15 protein-coding genes are annotated in these 16,693 nt (G+C 33.6%); 6 read left to right on the top strand and 9 right to left on the bottom strand.

All coding sequences use genetic code 11. The features are described from left to right. Position 1 precedes the first annotated feature (1 nt). On the bottom strand, positions 2-1,492 hold the full coding sequence (locus L0669_RS03985; RefSeq protein ID WP_263761487.1) for a xylulokinase: 1,491 nt from the start codon (positions 1,490-1,492) through the stop codon (positions 2-4). A gap of 391 nt (positions 1,493-1,883) precedes the next feature. Between L0669_RS03985 and L0669_RS03990 the strand changes: the two genes are divergently transcribed. Together L0669_RS03990 and L0669_RS03995 are read left to right on the top strand one after the other, a co-directional pair. After that, positions 1,884-2,600 (top strand): NUDIX hydrolase, encoded by a 717-nt coding sequence (locus L0669_RS03990; protein WP_173968588.1) that lies wholly within the window; start codon positions 1,884-1,886, stop codon positions 2,598-2,600. Positions 2,601-2,621: 21 nt separating this feature from the next. Further along, positions 2,622-3,347, top strand: a complete 726-nt coding sequence (locus L0669_RS03995; protein ID WP_173968587.1) for an NUDIX hydrolase — start codon at positions 2,622-2,624, stop codon at positions 3,345-3,347. Positions 3,348-3,388: 41 nt separating this feature from the next. Here the strand turns inward: L0669_RS03995 and L0669_RS04000 are convergent, their stop codons facing one another. Then, entirely contained in the window at positions 3,389-3,616 is a 228-nt protein-coding gene (locus L0669_RS04000) for a hypothetical protein (RefSeq protein ID WP_173968585.1), read from the bottom strand. 504 nt (positions 3,617-4,120) lie between these two features. Here L0669_RS04000 and lepA point away from each other — a divergent pair. The 3 genes from lepA (at position 4,121) to L0669_RS04015 (ending at position 8,159) form a co-directional block, all read left to right on the top strand. Next, complete coding sequence (gene lepA / locus L0669_RS04005) at positions 4,121-5,917, top strand: translation elongation factor 4 (protein WP_173968583.1); 1,797 nt, start codon at positions 4,121-4,123, stop codon at positions 5,915-5,917. 531 nt (positions 5,918-6,448) lie between these two features. Further along, positions 6,449-7,072 (top strand): outer membrane beta-barrel protein, encoded by a 624-nt coding sequence (locus L0669_RS04010; RefSeq protein ID WP_173970594.1) that lies wholly within the window; start codon positions 6,449-6,451, stop codon positions 7,070-7,072. Between the two features lie 130 nt (positions 7,073-7,202). Beyond that, positions 7,203-8,159 (top strand): helix-turn-helix transcriptional regulator, encoded by a 957-nt coding sequence (locus L0669_RS04015; RefSeq protein ID WP_263761489.1) that lies wholly within the window; start codon positions 7,203-7,205, stop codon positions 8,157-8,159. 48 nt (positions 8,160-8,207) lie between these two features. On the opposite strand, the gene L0669_RS04020 is transcribed toward L0669_RS04015, so the two are convergent. After that, positions 8,208-8,708 (bottom strand): DinB family protein, encoded by a 501-nt coding sequence (locus tag L0669_RS04020; RefSeq protein WP_263761491.1) that lies wholly within the window; start codon positions 8,706-8,708, stop codon positions 8,208-8,210. A 57-nt stretch (positions 8,709-8,765) separates the two neighbouring features. Continuing rightward, positions 8,766-9,251 (bottom strand): DinB family protein, encoded by a 486-nt coding sequence (locus L0669_RS04025; protein ID WP_173970591.1) that lies wholly within the window; start codon positions 9,249-9,251, stop codon positions 8,766-8,768. A gap of 331 nt (positions 9,252-9,582) precedes the next feature. Between L0669_RS04025 and thiL the strand changes: the two genes are divergently transcribed. Then, entirely contained in the window at positions 9,583-10,629 is a 1,047-nt protein-coding gene (gene thiL, locus L0669_RS04030; protein WP_263761493.1) for a thiamine-phosphate kinase, read from the top strand. A 122-nt stretch (positions 10,630-10,751) separates the two neighbouring features. On the opposite strand, the gene L0669_RS04035 is transcribed toward thiL, so the two are convergent. The 5 genes from L0669_RS04035 to L0669_RS04055 form a co-directional block, all read right to left on the bottom strand. Further along, entirely contained in the window at positions 10,752-11,450 is a 699-nt protein-coding gene (locus L0669_RS04035; protein ID WP_173970589.1) for a response regulator, read from the bottom strand. Further along, entirely contained in the window at positions 11,447-13,498 is a 2,052-nt protein-coding gene (locus tag L0669_RS04040) for a tetratricopeptide repeat-containing sensor histidine kinase (RefSeq protein ID WP_263761495.1), read from the bottom strand. Before L0669_RS04040 ends, L0669_RS04035 begins: the two co-directional genes overlap by 4 nt. A 98-nt stretch (positions 13,499-13,596) precedes the next feature. Further along, positions 13,597-13,836, bottom strand: coding sequence for a hypothetical protein (locus L0669_RS04045; RefSeq protein WP_173970587.1), 240 nt, complete (start codon positions 13,834-13,836; stop codon positions 13,597-13,599). Positions 13,837-14,010: 174 nt separating this feature from the next. Further along, the gene (locus L0669_RS04050; protein ID WP_263761497.1) at positions 14,011-14,844 is read right to left on the bottom strand and encodes a LytR/AlgR family response regulator transcription factor; all 834 of its coding nucleotides are present in this window, start codon (positions 14,842-14,844) and stop codon (positions 14,011-14,013) included. Positions 14,845-15,089: 245 nt separating this feature from the next. Next, positions 15,090-16,628, bottom strand: a complete 1,539-nt coding sequence (locus L0669_RS04055) for a glycine--tRNA ligase (RefSeq protein ID WP_173970586.1) — start codon at positions 16,626-16,628, stop codon at positions 15,090-15,092. Positions 16,629-16,693: the final 65 nt, after the last annotated feature.

Here is a 16,693-nt window from a genome sequence, read left to right on the forward strand (position 1 = left end):
ATTATTGTATTTTAATTTGATTTTTCCATTCTTGATACAAATCCTGATATTGAGTCGTCAGGATTTTATTAGGTTCAATTCGGTCTAAACATTGCAATCCCTGAAAAGCTTCGTCGAGCGAATTGTAATAGCCGTAACCAAAAGCAGCGCCTCTTGCAGCACCTTCGGCTCCGGATGTATTGTATAATTCTAAAGTAGTCTGTGTAGTATTGGTGAAGATTTCTCTAAAAACCGGGCTCAAAAACAAGTTTGAATTTCCGGCACGAACCACAGTTCCTGAAACTCCTGTTTCTTTCATCACATCAAAACCGTAATTCATGGCGAACACAATTCCTTCGCAGGCGGCGCGCACCAAATGTGATGGATGATGAATATTGAAGTTTAAGTTCTGAATACCTGAAGTCGCATTTTTATTATTGAAGATTCTTTCTACACCATTTCCGAAAGGATAAAAACGAAGTCCGTTACTTCCGGCATCTACTTTTGCAGCTTCGGCATTTAGTTTTTCGTAGGCAATTAATTCAGTTCTGTCAACCGACATGATTTTGCGTAACCATTGGTACAAAATTCCAGAACCGTTTATGCACAACATCACTCCGTTGCGTTTTTCTGCTTCAGTATTATTAACATGTAAAAAAGTATTGATTCTGTTCTGTTTGTCGTAAGCATCCTGATCACTTACGGCGTATACAACTGCTGAGGTTCCGGCTGTTGTAGCGATTTCTCCGGGTTTTAAAACATTCAATGATAATGCATTGTTGGGCTGATCTCCGGCTCTGTAGGTTATTTTAGCATCAGGATTTAATCCTAATTCTTGTGCTATTTCGGGGTGAATAGTTGCCTGAATGCCAAAATTCGAAACAATCTCAGGAACAATCTCAGATGATAATCCCATTTGAGAAAGGATTTCGGTTGCCAGTTTTCCTTCTGAGAAATTCCATAAAGCTGCTTCTGATAATCCCGAAGTACTAATTTGAGCCACTTTCGATAATTTCGCAGCAATAAAATCACCCGGAAGCATCATGTATTTTGCTTTTGCAAAAACTTCAGGCTGATTGTCTTTTACCCATTTTAGTTTTGAAGCGGTAAAATTTCCCGGACTTCCTAAAATTTGCTTTTGACAATTTTCGGCTCCAATCTGATTGTAAATTTCATCTCCAATAATGGCTGCACGACTGTCACACCAAATAATCGACGAACGAACAGGATTCAGATTTTCATCGGTCAAAACCAAACCGTGCATTTGATAAGCGATGCCTATTCCTGCAATTTTCTTTAAATCCATATTAGATTTTGTGCCTAAATGCTGAATTCCGTCTTTTACAAATTGCCACCATGATTCAGGATCTTGTTCTGCCCAGCCAAACTGTTGGGCAATAATTGGCATTTCAAAATCAGGAACGCTAACGGCTCCAATGGTCGTTCCTTTTTCTGGATCGAAAACTGATAATTTTATCGAAGAGCTTCCTAAATCAATTCCTAAAAAAAACATTTGGTGGTATTTTAAGTTAGTTATAGATTTGTCCTTTTTAAACTTATAGTCAAACTGAACTTATCTTATGGTTAATTTGACTACAAGTGTAAAACATTTTTTCTATATTAACAAAATATTAGGGTTATATTTTTTCAATTCTGATAATTGGATCCTCATTTTTGTGAATACAATAAAATATTGGGTTAAATAGAATAAAAAAATATCAAAAAAATAACGAATTAGCGATTTGACAATCAGCCGTTTAGGAATTATAATTTTAGAATGGCATTTTCTGACGAATCACAAACACTTGATTGTCAGAAAATTATTTCGTTAAAAAAAATATAAAGGTTTTATAAAAGCAACTATTCATTTTATTTATTTAATTTGTTTAAAATTTAAGTAGCATATGGTCAAAAATGTAGCCGACGATTCAGCTTTAAAAAGTGAACCAACCGCAATGAATGCGATCACGATTGACTGTGTCATATTTGGATTTGATAAAGGGAGTCTAGAAGTACTATTGGTACAACACGGAGAGGGTATTAGCAAAGGAAAATGGGGACTTCCGGGAGGATGGATTTATAAAAAAGAAAGTACTGACAATGCTGCACATCGTTTATTGAACGAACTTACGGGACTGGATAACATTTACTTAGAGCAATTAAAAGCTTTTGGAGATCCGGATCGTTTTCCGCTTCGACGCGTTATTACTATAGGTTATTATGCTTTGGTAAAACGAGAAGATTACAATATTAAAGCCGGTTTTACGGCATCTGATGCTAAATGGTATAAGATCAATAGTATTCCGGATTTGATTTACGATCATAACGAAATTCTTGCTTATAGTTTAAAACATCTTCAAAACAGGGTACGCCAGGCACCGCTTGGATTTAACCTTTTGCCTGAAAAATTTACTTTATTGCAATTAATGCATCTATATGAAGAGATTCTGGGGATCGAAATGGATAAATCTAATTTTAGAAGAAAGATTCTTCACATGAAATTATTGGTTGCATTAGATGAAAAACAACAGGATGTTTCGCATAGAGCTGCTAAATTGTATAAATTTGATCCGGAGATTTACAACAAACTCACCGAAAAAGGATTCAATTTTGAATTTTAATACTATCGACAATATTAGCAAATGACTTTTCCATCTTCTAAAAATAATCCAGATCCTACGAATAAAACCACTACTCCGGAAATAGACGGAATGACAATTGACTGCGTTATTTTTGGATTTAATAAAGCAAGTCTTGAAGTACTGTTGGTACAACACGCTGAAGGAGAAAGCATAGGAAAATGGGGACTTCTGGGCGGATACATGAAGAGGGAAGAAAGTGCTGATGATGCAGCGCACCGAATCGTATATGAACTTACGAGTCTTGATAACATTTATTTAGAGCAATTAAAAGCTTTTACCAATCCTGCCCGTGTACCACAAAGACGCGTAGTAACTATTGGTTATTATACTTTGGTCAATCGTGAAGATTATAATATCAAAGCCAGTTTATCTGTTATTGAAGCTAAGTGGTATAAAATTAATAAGATCCCGGAGTTGATTTTTGATCATAACGAAATTCTAAATTTTAGTTTGATGCAGCTGCGCAATCGCGTTCGTCAGGCTCCGATTGGTTTTAATCTTTTACCGGAAAAATTTACATTGTTGCAGTTAATGCATTTGTACGAAGAGATTTTAGGAATCGAATTAGATAAATCTAATTTCCGCAGAAAGATTTTACATATGAAATTACTTGTTGAACTCGATGAAAAACAAAAAGCCGTATCGCACAGAGCCGCTAAATTGTACAAATTCGATGCTGATACTTATAAAAAACTTACTGAAAAAGGTTTCAGTTTTGAGTTTTAATACAAATGCCTGAAGGAAATCTTCAGGCATTTTTTATTATTCTAGATACATAAAAATATCACATTGCAATAACCTCCCACAATACCCGGATATTTAGTAGGATCTTCTGTTCCGGAGTTGGCTGCGACTCCCATTCCGCTGGCACAAATTGAGGTTGGTACGGGTCTGGCACCACAAATTGTTCCTAAGGCACCGCCCGTGATGTTTTTCATTTCATCTTTAGTAAGCCTGCCAAATTTTTCAGCAAGCTGCATGGTTTGTTTTTTCATAATTTGTTTGATTTAATTATTAGTAAAAAATAAACACTCTTTCCTGAGGTGTTTTTTACAATAAAATCCTGCGCACAGATTTTTCATAAAAAATAACCTCAAAAATCTTAACTACAATATGATTTTTTATTATAGTCAAAAAGACTACAAGTATAATCATATTTCACGAAACGACAATTATTCGTACAAAAAATACAGTTTTTTCAAACAAAAGCTAATTATGATATTTTTTCAGCAAGGATGTTTTCCTAAGAGGTCAGAAAAAAAGATTATCCTTACATTTTTGAGTACTAAGGTATAATTGATTATGAAGGAATTAGCATAATTTTATCTCTTAAAAAACGGCTTTCAGGCTTCAAAACTCAAAATCGGACAAGTACATTCCAGAATCCAAAACTTTGCGCTATCTTTGCGGCTTAATAACACGCTCTACAGCAATTGCTACAGCGCAAATTTATACCCTGAAAATTACTTAAAACTCGTTTAGAGAATTGAAATATTAAAATGAAGAAGATACGTAACTTTTGCATTATTGCACACATTGACCACGGTAAAAGTACATTGGCAGACCGCTTATTGGGCGCTACACAAACCGTTACAGCTCGTGAAGAAAAAGCTCAATTGCTTGACAACATGGACCTGGAACGTGAGCGTGGAATCACCATTAAGAGTCACGCCATTCAGATGGAATATACCTATAAGGGAGAAGAATATATTTTAAATCTTATTGATACTCCTGGTCACGTTGACTTTTCATACGAAGTTTCACGATCTATTGCCGCTTGTGAAGGGGCACTTTTAATTGTGGATGCTGCACAAAGTATTCAGGCACAAACGATTTCTAACTTATATCTTGCTTTAGAAAATGACCTGGAAATTATTCCGGTTTTGAATAAAGTAGATTTACCAAGTGCAAATCCTGAAGAAGTTAGTGATGATATTATCGATTTATTAGGATGTAAATTAGAAGATATTATTCATGCTTCCGGAAAAACCGGTTTTGGTGTCGAAAATATTTTGGCTGCTATTATCGAAAAAATTCCTGCTCCAAAAGGAAATCCTGATGAACCATTACAAGCTTTGATTTTTGACTCGGTTTACAATCCGTTTCGTGGAATCGAAGTAATCTTTAGAGTTGTAAACGGTGAAATCAAAAAAGGGCAAAAAATTAAATTCATGGCTACAGGCAATGAATATTTTGCTGACGAAATTGGAACTTTAAAATTAAATCAGGTTCCTAAAAATGTAATTTCCAGCGGAGATGTTGGTTATTTGATTTCTGGAATTAAAGAAGCGAAAGAGGTAAAAGTTGGAGATACTCTAACGGATGCTAAAACGCCAACTACCAATATGATTACTGGTTTTGAGGATGTAAAACCAATGGTATTTGCCGGAATTTATCCAGTTGATACTGAAGATTACGAAGATTTGCGTTCTTCTATGGAGAAATTGCAACTTAATGATGCTTCGCTTGTTTTTACTCCTGAAAGTTCTGCGGCTTTAGGTTTTGGTTTCCGTTGCGGATTCTTAGGAATGCTTCACATGGAAATTATTCAGGAACGTTTAGAGCGTGAGTTCGACATGACGGTAATTACGACAGTACCTAACGTTTCGTATTTGGCTTACACCAAAAAAGATCCTGAAACTGCATTTATTGTAAACAACCCTTCTGATTTGCCTGAACCTTCCCGTTTAGACAGAGTTGAAGAACCATTTATAAAAGCTACTATCATTACAAAAGCTGATTTCGTAGGAAACGTAATGAGTTTATGTATCGAAAAACGTGGTCAGATTACGAATCAAACGTATTTGACTACAGAACGTGTTGAATTGAATTTCGACATGCCTTTGGCGGAAATTGTATTCGATTTTTATGATCGTTTGAAAACAGTTTCTAAAGGTTATGCTTCTTTTGATTACTCTCCGATAGGAATGAGAACTTCAAAATTGGTAAAACTGGATGTTCTTTTGAATGCACAAACGGTTGATGCACTTTCAGCATTGATTCACGAAGACAACGCTTACAACATCGGTAAAAAAATGACCGAGAAATTACGCGAATTAATCCCAAGACAACAATTCGACATTCCGATTCAGGCTGCAATTGGGGCTAAAATTATTGCTCGTGAAACAATTAAAGCACTTCGTAAAGACGTTACCGCAAAATGTTATGGTGGAGATATTTCGCGTAAGCGTAAACTTCTTGAAAAACAGAAAAAAGGTAAAAAACGTATGAGACAAGTAGGAAACGTTGAAATTCCTCAGGAAGCTTTTATGGCTGTTTTGAAACTTAACGATTAATTTTTTTTCAGAAGAAAGAGTAAAGAAAATAGAATATAGATTGAACCCGATGACGAAAGTTGTCGGGTTTTTTGTTTTAATATTTGATTGCAAAGATTAGGATTTACCTATAAATACGACGGCTATTCTCAATCTAAAGAATTGTAGAGACGCACAGCAGTGCGTCTCCCGCAAAGTTTATCGGCAATTAATATTAAATCTTTCGAGAAAATAGACATAGATTGCGAAGACGCACTGCTGTGCGTCTCTACGATTAGAATTCTGATATCTTGTATTTTTTATTTAGAAAACAGATAAAGCCGATAGCAAAAGTTATCGGTTTTTTTGTTTTTTTAACAGTTCGAACCTCAACAAATCCATTGTTTTATACTTAAAAACTTAAATTTTCATCCTCAATTAAACAAGTAAATACTTATAAAAAAGTAGGATTATTAACTCAATAACTTCATTTTTAATGCTATTGATTGCAATTCTAAAAGTTTTAAAACGAAAAACATAATTTTAATCTTACAACTTTTAAAAGCAATTATTATGAAAACTAAATTTTTTGTTATTTTATCAATGTTAACTTTCTCATTTGCGAATGCGCAACAACAAGAGGTTGATAGTGAAATGAACTCGGCAAAAGGAGTAACTTTTGAAAAAGGCGATATGTTTCTGGAAGGTTCTATAAAAATTAGCACAGGTGGAACTACAGATTATTACGGATTTAGTCCAAAATTTGGGTATTTACTAAATGACAAATTTGCCGTGGGAGCAAAATTAAATTATTCCAGTGAAAAAGTAGAAACTACAATTCCTGAAACAAAAACCAATGTATTCGGAGTTGGTGCTTTTGCGAGATACTACTTTTTAGAATTAGACAAAAAACGTTTTAAGGCTTTTGCTGAAGCCGGTTTAGGGTTTGGACAAAATAAGACTAAAATTCAAGGAATCGAAGACGACACTGATAACAGTATTACAGCTGATATTACTGTTGGTTTAAACTATTTTGTTACTAAAAACATCGCGGTAACTTTTACATTAGCGAATGTGTTAGCGTATAATAGTGTTTCTCCTGAAAATGGTGCATCATCAGATACTTTTAATTTAAATATTAATTTATTTGAAAACATTTTCGATCAGCCACAATTTGGTCTTTTGTACAGATTCTAGGTTGATGCAAATTTTCTAGGTTGATGCAAATTCAATCTTTAAAAAAGCTGTTCCAAATTGGGACAGCTTTTTTGTTTCTCTAAACTTCGAACCTTTGTATCTTTGAACTTTGTATCTATAAAAGAAAAAAATGGACGAAGCCCCAAAACGATTTGACCGTATTATTGCTATTCTGATTCAGTTACAATCTAAAAAAATTGTAAAAGCGCAGGAATTAGCAGATCGTTTTGAAGTGAGTTTAAGAACCATATATCGCGATATTCGAACTCTCGAAGCATCAGGAGTTCCTATTTACAGCGAGGCTGGAGTTGGATATGCTTTGATGGAAGGTTATAGATTACCTCCCGTAATGTTTACTCGCGAAGAGGTAAGCAGTTTTATTGCTGCCGAAAAATTAATGCAGAAATTTACAGATCCTGCTTTGGGATCTCATTATGCATCGGCAATGTATAAATTGAAATCGGTTTTAAGAAGCACGGATAAGGACTGGCTTTCGAACATCGAATCACGAATTTTAATGCAAAATCAGGAAGCACTTTTTCATGATAATTCGCCTAATACTTTGGCTGTTTTGTTTGAAAGTATTTCAGAAAAAAAACAAATTCTTTTATTCTACAAAACTCTTGAAGCCGAAGAACCTACTACAAGAAATATCGAACCTGTTGGCGTTTTTCACGATCATAACAATTGGTACTTTCTGGGATATTGTCATTTGCGAAAAGATTACAGACAATTTAGAACAGACAGAATTCAGGGCATTCAAAAAACCGACTGCGATTTTACAATAGAACACGATTCATTAGAAACCTATTTAAATAAAAATGAAACAATCCCAACGATTAAGGTTCGAATTTTAGTCGATAAAAAAATCATGCGCTATTTAGATTTCGAAAAAAAATACCACGGTTATGTTTCAGAAAAAGAAATAGACGGACAAGTAGAAATGACCTTTATGTGTCGGGATATTCAAAGCGGTTTTGCACGTTGGTTTATGATGTTTGGAGATTATGCCACAATTCAGGAACCTGAAAGTCTTAAAACAAGAGTATTAGAATTAATTGAAGCCTATAAAGAACGATTATTATAAAAAAAACTCCCCAAGATAAATCATACGTTTGTCTTGGGGAGTTTTATTTTATTGTTGATTTTTTACAACATTATAAAAATTATAATCTGTGTTTGAAGCGTCGGTTATACCGATATTTCTTCCAATGGTTACAATTTGTCCTCGATGGTAAGTGCCATGATTGACAACTTGCAATAGATAATCAGAAATTGGTAACTCACATTGAAACCAGGGATTCTCGATTTTAACCGATTTATACAATTGTTCGTCTGATAATGATGAAATAAACTCCGCTAATTTTGCAGACGTATTTAACAAACCTTCAAATATTTCCTTTTTATCTAAATCAGTGGTTTCATTTCTTTCAGGCAAAGCGGTTTCGGTTATTATAGAAAACCAATATTGCTCTGTTTCCCAAATATGATTCAATGTTTTAATAATGCTCGAGTAACTCGAAGGAACATCTTTGTGCAACAATTCATCAGATTTTGTCGTTAGCCAATTTACAAATTGTTGATTTACCCATAAATTGTAGGCTGCATAATTTGCCATTATTTTCTTTAAACTCATGATGCTTGATTTAAATTATAATAGATGATTTGGTTCATTAAAAACGCCTAGATTATATTACTGTCTTTCCCAGAAAAATGGAGGTTCGATTCCTAAAGCTCTTAGATATACATATCCTTGTCCGCGGTGGTGCACTTCATTATCAATGAAATACAATATATTCTGAATCACCGGAAATTCGTACTGACCAAAAAGATTGAAGTTTTCATTAAAATCTTCGATAGATAATTTCTCCCAATACTTATTTATTTCTGCGGTTGCTTCATCCCATTTTTCAAGATATTGTGCTTTAAAGATCAATTTTTCTGATGCTTCTTCGCTAAATGCTTTCACTTCTTTAGTTACAATTCCTTTTAATCCCGGAACCGCAATAGCCAAAAGTTCGTCGGCCATTTTTGAAAAAGTTCTCATTCCTCCTATCGAAAATTCAAAGAAATCTTTTTCAGGAAATAATTCAATCACACGACGGGTAAGTGCGCGGTGACCTTGCCAGTGTTTCAACAAATCTTCAGGAGTAATTACTTGTGCAGCTAATGTTTTCATAATTTTAAAGTTTAATTATTTTTAATACTCCAAAATTATCGAGGGCCGGTGACAACAGTTTGTCAGCAGGAAAAAAAATATTTAAAATTATTTTTTTTCCTGCCGTAGAGGCGCACAGCAGTGCGTCTCGCATCCAGTCAATTTAATTCCAGATCAAAATTAATCGGGGATTTTAAAACTTGTCGGGTTTAACGTAATGCGAATAAAATGGGGTTACGTTGCGTGAGACGCACTGCTGTGCGCTTCTTCACATACATATCTACTATATAACATTAAGTTCGATAAAACCTTTGTACCTTTGCGCCTTAGAAACTTTGGAACTTAAAAAGAAATGATCGAAGATAAAAATCCGCAACGTACCAGTATAGCGCAATTAGGTGAATTTGGCTTAATTGAACATTTAACCAAAAATTTTGATGTTACTCAGGAATCTACTTTAAAAAGTATAGGCGATGATGCCGCGGTTCTTGATTTTAAAGATAAAAAAGTAGTCGTTTCTACTGATTTACTGATCGAAGGTGTGCATTTTGATTTGGCTTATATGCCTTTAAAACATTTAGGATATAAATCAGTTGTGGTAAATATTTCTGATATCTGTGCCATGAATGCGAGACCAACGCAAATAACGGTTTCTGTGGCCGTTTCTAATCGTTTCCCACTAGAAGCCTTAGAAGAATTATTTGAAGGGATTACACACGCTGCAAAAGAATATAAGGTTGATGTTATTGGTGGAGACACTACCTCATCGCAAAAAGGATTAATCATTAGCATTACTGCTATTGGTGAAGCAAATGAAGATGAAATTGTATACAGAAATGGTGCGCAAAAAACCGATTTACTTGTTGTAACAGGAGATGTTGGTGCTGCTTATATGGGATTACAGGTTTTAGAACGCGAAAAACAGGTTTTTCAGGTCAACCCAAACAGCCAGCCTGATCTTGATATGTACAGTTATTTAATCGAGCGTCAGTTAAAACCTGAAGCACGAAAAGATGTTCGTACTTTATTGCACGCTCTTGAAATCAAGCCAACTTCGATGATCGATATTTCTGACGGATTATCATCTGAAATTATTCATTTATGCAAACAATCAAAAGTGGGTTGTAATTTATACGAAGATAAACTTCCGTTAGATCCTCAGTTTATTTCGACTTGCGAAGAGTTTAATATCGACAGTACAACGGTTGCTATTAATGGTGGTGAGGATTATGAATTGCTTTTTACTATTGATATCAATGATTTTGATAAGATAAAAGGAAATCCGAATTTCTCTATTATTGGTCACATGGCAGACGAAAGCGAAGGAATAAATCTGGTGACACGCGCAAATACTCAAATCCCGCTAAAAGCACGCGGATGGGATGCTTTGAGCGAGTAAAATCAGTATTCAGTCGCGGTATTCAGTATTCAGTCTCAATTTATATCCTAACAGATTTTCAAATCTGTTAGGATTTTTTTATTTGTTTGAATCTAAAATCTACATTCTTAAATCTAAAATTTTTAAAAAAGCCCTTTGCTCTTGGCTTCTTTCAGTAAATCTTCATCTAAGCCCGATTTTACTTTAAGTAATTCCTTAAGACTCAATTTACGCTTTTCGATTGCATTAATCGAAATCGGAATGTATTGCGGCATATCTTCAACAAGGGTTCCTTTTGATAAATGAAATAAAATTTGTTTGTCGAACTCATCAATTTCAATAGAATTATGAGGCGACTGATTGATTATTTTCTGAACAGACTGACTGTAGTATTTATCATTTTTCATCACTTTATCGAATGCAAAAAGCAATTCATCAAAAGTAAGATCGTTTTTAATCACTAAACCATTGGGTTTAATGGTTCTGATAATGGTTTTAATTTTTAGCAACTCCGTATACATCGTTAATAAAATAACTTTGCAGTTTGGCATTTTCTTCAGAATTAGCTTTGCGAGATCTTCGCCAGAAAAAATATCTTTTTCTTCGTAAGCCGGCATACTAATATCTAAGAATGCTACATCAAAATGTGGTGTTTTTTCATCTTCGATTAAATCATATCCTGATTTGCAATCGTGGGCCTGCGAAATTAAAAATTCGTATTGGTTAGGATGGTAACGTGTTATCGCATTTTTATATCCTTCGATAATAAAAGGGTGGTCATCGACAATTAATATATTTTTTTTAATTAATTGAGGATCTGAGGCGTTTGAATCAGTTGTCATTTATTTTGTAGGTTAATTTTCTGATCGATAGGGATTTTAATTATAAGAAGAGTTCCTTCTCCTTTGGCAGATTTTAAAGTTACTATGCCTTTGCATTCTGCGGCTCTATATTGAATATTATGCAAACCTATACCATCTTTTGCTCTTTTGGCATTAAAACCAACTCCATCATCAGAGATAGACAAAACCATATGATTTATTTCACTCTTAAACGCTACTTTAATAGTGTTTGCATTTGCATATTTATTACAATTCTGGAGCGCCTCCTGAACAATTCTGTACAAATTAATTTTAACTGCATTACTGACCAATTCCCATTTGATATTAGAATCAAAAGAAGTGATTAATTCTGCATCATAAGTGTTTTGTTGATCTTCGAACAATTTGTTTAAAATCGCGATAAAATTATTAATTAATTCGGATTTCTCTCTATTTAGATCATGCGAAATTTCACGAATATCCTGTTCGATATTTTTAAGTTCTGATAGGTATTTTTTTCTTTTAGGAGCTGCCTCTGCTTCATCGACCTTATCTAAGCTATCCAGACTTATCCTGACCCCAAACATTCGGCCCAGTACTCCATCATGCAAATCCTGGGCTACTTTTTTCTTCTCTTTAATACGTGTGAGTTCGATATCGTTTTGCTGCGAAATCATCAAATTATAAATATCTTCGTTTGCTATTTGTTGCTGTTGCTTAAAAAGTAATTCTCTGTTTCTGGCTTGTTGTGTTTTATAAACATAAAAAAACAAACCTATCAGAGTACAGATACTAAAAACGTAGATTAAGGTTTTATTTTTCTCCTGCAAGCTTGAATTCTGATCTTTTATTTCGTTGGTTTCATACTCGATACGAGAGAATTTTTCTCCCATTTTTCGTTCTGATTTTACCATCTTATCATTTAACTTAATATATTCTTCAGAATATACTGAAGCATTTTTAGGATCGACCAAAGCAATTTGTTTTAGTGCTTCTAGTGTATTGATGAATTTATTTGACTTGCGGGACAAAGTCAATGCCTGTCTTGAAAACTGAAATGCTTTGAAAGTATCTTTTTGGAACGCAAAATATTCTGAAAGGTGAATTTTACTCGAAACAACTCCCGAAGCAATATCAAGACTATCTCTAATTTTTAAAGATCTGTAAAACAAATCCGGTAATTGATCTTTTTCTTTTAATTTGAATTTCGAATAAGCCAGGTTATCTAAAAGAATTGCATACAAACTGGCTCTGTCTTCGAAAAGATTTTCTTGTGCCAATCCTTTTTCAAAAAAAAACTTTGCCTGTTTATAATTACCCATATTCATATAGATAAAGCCAATATTATTAAGCGAAGCTGCTTTGTACTGATAAAATAATTGTATTGATTTATCTTCTAAAATAGATAAAGCTTTATTTTGAAATTCTAATGCCTTGGTATACTCTTCTCGTTCGTTATAAAGTATCCCTAAAAGATTGTAGCTTTCATAATAGAGATCGTTTACTTTTTGCTGCTTTTTTAAACTGCGCAAGGCCTTAAAAACCCCTATTTCACTTTCAAAAAAATCACCCTCGTTATATTGAAGGCTTGCTTTATTTAAAAACGTTTTGGCTAAATTATATTGATCATTTATTTTTAGATAGAGTTTTTCGGCTTTAAAGTAATTCATAAAGGCACTATCAGAAATGGATTGTGATTCGTAATAATCACCCAAATACATATAAGCTCTGGCCATGTGTACTGAATCCTGGGATTTTTCGGACCTTTCCAGAATTAATTTAGTAGTTTGAAGGTAAGATTTCCAATCGCTCATATTATAGTAACGATTGGCAACTTTAAAAAGATTTGCTTTATTAATTGAATCATCTTTCTGGTTTAAGATGATAGCTAAAGCTTTCTGACAATAATTTTGTTTGATTTGTAAAGGCAAATTATTTTCGTTTGCTAACGAAAGATAGGTAGGAAGACTATCTGCGGAGGAAATTGCATTTTTATCTAACGATGTTTTCTTGGTACATGCCAATAAAACAAAGAATAAAATTAATATTACTTTACATTTCTTTTTCAATTTGCGTCTTTGAGTTTCGCCAAAAATACTAAAACTATAGACACAAAAAAAGGCTGTTAAAAATTAACAGCCTAATATAAATTTATTAAAATTGTAGCTTAATCTACTTTTTTATCTGTTCCGATAGATTGATTCACACTAGCAAAATTTAATTGTCTTGTAGTGTAAGATGCTTGCTGTTGATCACCTTTCTTTTGTTTACCTGTAGCACCTCCATCAATAGGTACAATCTTAATAGAGTCTGAAGCTGTTAAAAAATTTGTAGTTTCAGGTGTAGCGAATGATGTTGCTACCATTACTAAAGAAAATAATCCGAATGTTAAAGCTGCTTTTTTCATAATTTGAGGTATTAAATGTTGATTTTTTTTGTTTTGGAGAATCATCGCTTTGTGCGAATCATGGTGTAAAACTAATACCGGATTCAAAAAAAATTTATACAAAAAAACAGGTTTATGGTAGATCATACCCAATTGATAGTCAATGGGTACCAAATTTATGTAAACGCCTAATTTTTAGACTTCTAAGTAATTTCCTATAGAAAAATCAGCGATAATTAAATCGACATTGGATTTGTATGTTTTAGAAAAAGGGATCTTTTTAATCGAATTTTTGATGTAACAAACTGAGCTTCCGTTATGAATTCTCGCTATGTAATTTTTGTTAATGATATAACTATTATGAATTCGAATAAAAGGATGCGATAAAATAGCCTCAAAATGCTTTAAAGTTTTAAAAGCAGTAATCATTTCTCCAGATTTCAAATAAATATCTGTCGAGTTATTATCAGCCTGAAAATAACAAATATCTACGGCATCCAGATAACGATAATCACCATACGATTTAATGCACAAAATAAGTGGTTGCTCTATATTTTGTGTTTTTGGTGTTAATGGAAACATGGGAGTACTGTTTTCTCTTATAATCTCGACAGTATTTGTTTCCTGAATTGCCTTTTCGAGTTTTAAAATTGACTTTAATACATCGATTGGCTGAGTTGGTTTTAATATATAATCAAAAACCCCATATTGAATGGCCTCAAAAGCCAGTTCCTTTTTTGCCGTGGTAACAATTATCTTAGGTAAAAGAGATAAAAATCTGTAAAGCTCGTTTATAAAGCCAAGCGACAGATTACTGGATATTTCTACAGGATCAATTTCTAAGAAAATAATGGATGGCTTATGTTCGAGCACCAAATGCAAACCGTCCTGATAATTGGTAGCCGAAGCCAGAAAAGTTAATTCTGAAAAACCTTCGGCAATCGTTCTGGTTTTCAAAATACTTTCAGTATCATCGTCAATAATAATATACGAATACTTTTTCAATATCAGTTTTTGTTGATTTTTCATGAATCCCCGACAACTATCCTTCTAGTTTCATCAATACTTTCGAAAAATTTATTTTTAGTGTTTTATCCGCAATTAAAAATACGAATTTGAATTATTTTAGTATTTCATTGTTAATACATTACAAACAAATGTTAACACATAAGGATGAAATGCAAAAAAGTCCGATGAAATGCGTTTGTAAAATTAAAAAAATCCCAAATTCCGATATGGAATTTGGGATTTTTTATAGTGTCGTTTTAAGAAAATTACATTTTCATCAACCAGTTTTTCGTAGAAACTTCGTTCTCGATAATATCTTTCAATTCAGAAATTTTAACGCGATCTTGTTTCATTGTATCTCTATGACGAATTGTTACTGTTTCGTCTTCGATTGTTTGGTGGTCTACTGTAATACAAAACGGAGTTCCAAGAGCATCTTGTCTTCTGTAACGACGTCCTACAGCATCTTTTTCATCATAAGCTACTGTGAAATCCCATTTTAAATCTTCGATGATTTTTCTGGCGATATCTGGTAAACCGTCTTTTTTAACCAATGGTAAAATAGCTGCTTTTGTTGGCGCTAAAACCGAAGGTAATTTAAGAACTGTTCTTGTAGAACCATCTTCAAGAGTTTCTTCTTGTAATGATGTTGCAAAAACAGCCAGGAACATACGATCTAAACCAACTGAAGTTTCTACTACATATGGCACATAGTTTTCGTTCAGTTCAGGATCAAAATACTGTAATTTTCTACCTGAATATTGTTCATGTGCTTTTAAGTCGAAATCTGTTCTTGAATGAATACCTTCTAATTCTTTGAATCCAAAAGGAAAATTAAACTCAATATCAGCTGCAGCATTTGCATAGTGCGCTAATTTTTCGTGATCGTGAAAACGGTAATTCTCTTTTCCTAATCCTAAAGATAAGTGCCAGTTTAAACGTGTTTCTTTCCAATGGTGGTACCATTTCATTTCTTCACCCGGACGAACGAAAAATTGCATTTCCATTTGTTCAAATTCACGCATACGGAAAATGAATTGTCTTGCAACAATTTCATTTCTGAACGCTTTACCGGTTTGAGCAATTCCAAAAGGAACTTTCATACGACCTGATTTCTGAACATTCAGGAAGTTTACGAAAATACCCTGAGCTGTTTCCGGACGTAAATATAAATCCATTGCAGACTCTGCAGAAGCTCCAAGTTTAGTTCCGAACATTAAGTTGAATTGCTTTACATCTGTCCAGTTTTTTGAACCGGTTTCAGGATCAGCAATTTCTAGTTCTTCGATTAAAGCTTTTACATCCTGAAGATCATCCGTCATACCTTTTGCAAGCCTTGCCAGAATTTCTTTTCTCTTTGAAAGATATTCTACAACGCGTGCATTTGTTGTAACAAATTCTTCTTCATTAAAAGCATCACCAAAACGAGCTCTTGCTTTTTCAATTTCTTTTTGAGCTTTCTGATTGATTTTTTCAGCGTATTCTTCTACTAAAACATCAGCTCTATATCTTTTTTTCGAATCTTTATTGTCAATTAACGGATCATTGAAAGCATCCACGTGGCCTGAAGCTTTCCAGGTTGTTGGATGCATCAATATTGCAGCATCAAGGCCCACAATATTCTCATTCATCTGAACCATTGATTTCCACCAATATTCACGGATATTCTTTTTTAACTCGACACCATTTTGTGCATAATCATACACTGCACTCAATCCATCGTATACTTCGCTTGACGGAAAAATAAATCCGTACTCTTTTGCGTGCGAAACCACATTCTTAAATATATCTTCTTGTTTTGCCATAGTGATGCAAAAATATAAAAAGTACGTTTAAAAAAAAGAAAAATTATAAAGATTGAGACATTGAT

Origin of the sequence: Flavobacterium bizetiae, assembly GCF_024271895.1 — a bacterium.
GTDB lineage: Bacteria > Bacteroidota > Bacteroidia > Flavobacteriales > Flavobacteriaceae > Flavobacterium > Flavobacterium bizetiae.

What these genes read in the sequence shown, in the direction of transcription:
- L0669_RS03985 (WP_263761487.1), bottom strand. Translation starts at nt 1,492, where the DNA reads ATGTTTTTTTTAGGAATTGATTTAGGAAGCTCTTCGATAAAATTATCA.
- L0669_RS03990 (WP_173968588.1), top strand. Translation starts at nt 1,884, where the DNA reads ATGGTCAAAAATGTAGCCGACGATTCAGCTTTAAAAAGTGAACCAACC.
- L0669_RS03995 (WP_173968587.1), top strand. Translation starts at nt 2,622, where the DNA reads ATGACTTTTCCATCTTCTAAAAATAATCCAGATCCTACGAATAAAACC.
- L0669_RS04000 (WP_173968585.1), bottom strand. Translation starts at nt 3,616, where the DNA reads ATGAAAAAACAAACCATGCAGCTTGCTGAAAAATTTGGCAGGCTTACT.
- lepA (WP_173968583.1), top strand. Translation starts at nt 4,121, where the DNA reads ATGAAGAAGATACGTAACTTTTGCATTATTGCACACATTGACCACGGT.
- L0669_RS04010 (WP_173970594.1), top strand. Translation starts at nt 6,449, where the DNA reads ATGAAAACTAAATTTTTTGTTATTTTATCAATGTTAACTTTCTCATTT.
- L0669_RS04015 (WP_263761489.1), top strand. Translation starts at nt 7,203, where the DNA reads ATGGACGAAGCCCCAAAACGATTTGACCGTATTATTGCTATTCTGATT.
- L0669_RS04020 (WP_263761491.1), bottom strand. Translation starts at nt 8,708, where the DNA reads ATGAGTTTAAAGAAAATAATGGCAAATTATGCAGCCTACAATTTATGG.
- L0669_RS04025 (WP_173970591.1), bottom strand. Translation starts at nt 9,251, where the DNA reads ATGAAAACATTAGCTGCACAAGTAATTACTCCTGAAGATTTGTTGAAA.
- thiL (WP_263761493.1), top strand. Translation starts at nt 9,583, where the DNA reads ATGATCGAAGATAAAAATCCGCAACGTACCAGTATAGCGCAATTAGGT.
- L0669_RS04035 (WP_173970589.1), bottom strand. Translation starts at nt 11,450, where the DNA reads ATGACAACTGATTCAAACGCCTCAGATCCTCAATTAATTAAAAAAAAT.
- L0669_RS04045 (WP_173970587.1), bottom strand. Translation starts at nt 13,836, where the DNA reads ATGAAAAAAGCAGCTTTAACATTCGGATTATTTTCTTTAGTAATGGTA.
- L0669_RS04050 (WP_263761497.1), bottom strand. Translation starts at nt 14,844, where the DNA reads ATGAAAAATCAACAAAAACTGATATTGAAAAAGTATTCGTATATTATT.
- L0669_RS04055 (WP_173970586.1), bottom strand. Translation starts at nt 16,628, where the DNA reads ATGGCAAAACAAGAAGATATATTTAAGAATGTGGTTTCGCACGCAAAA.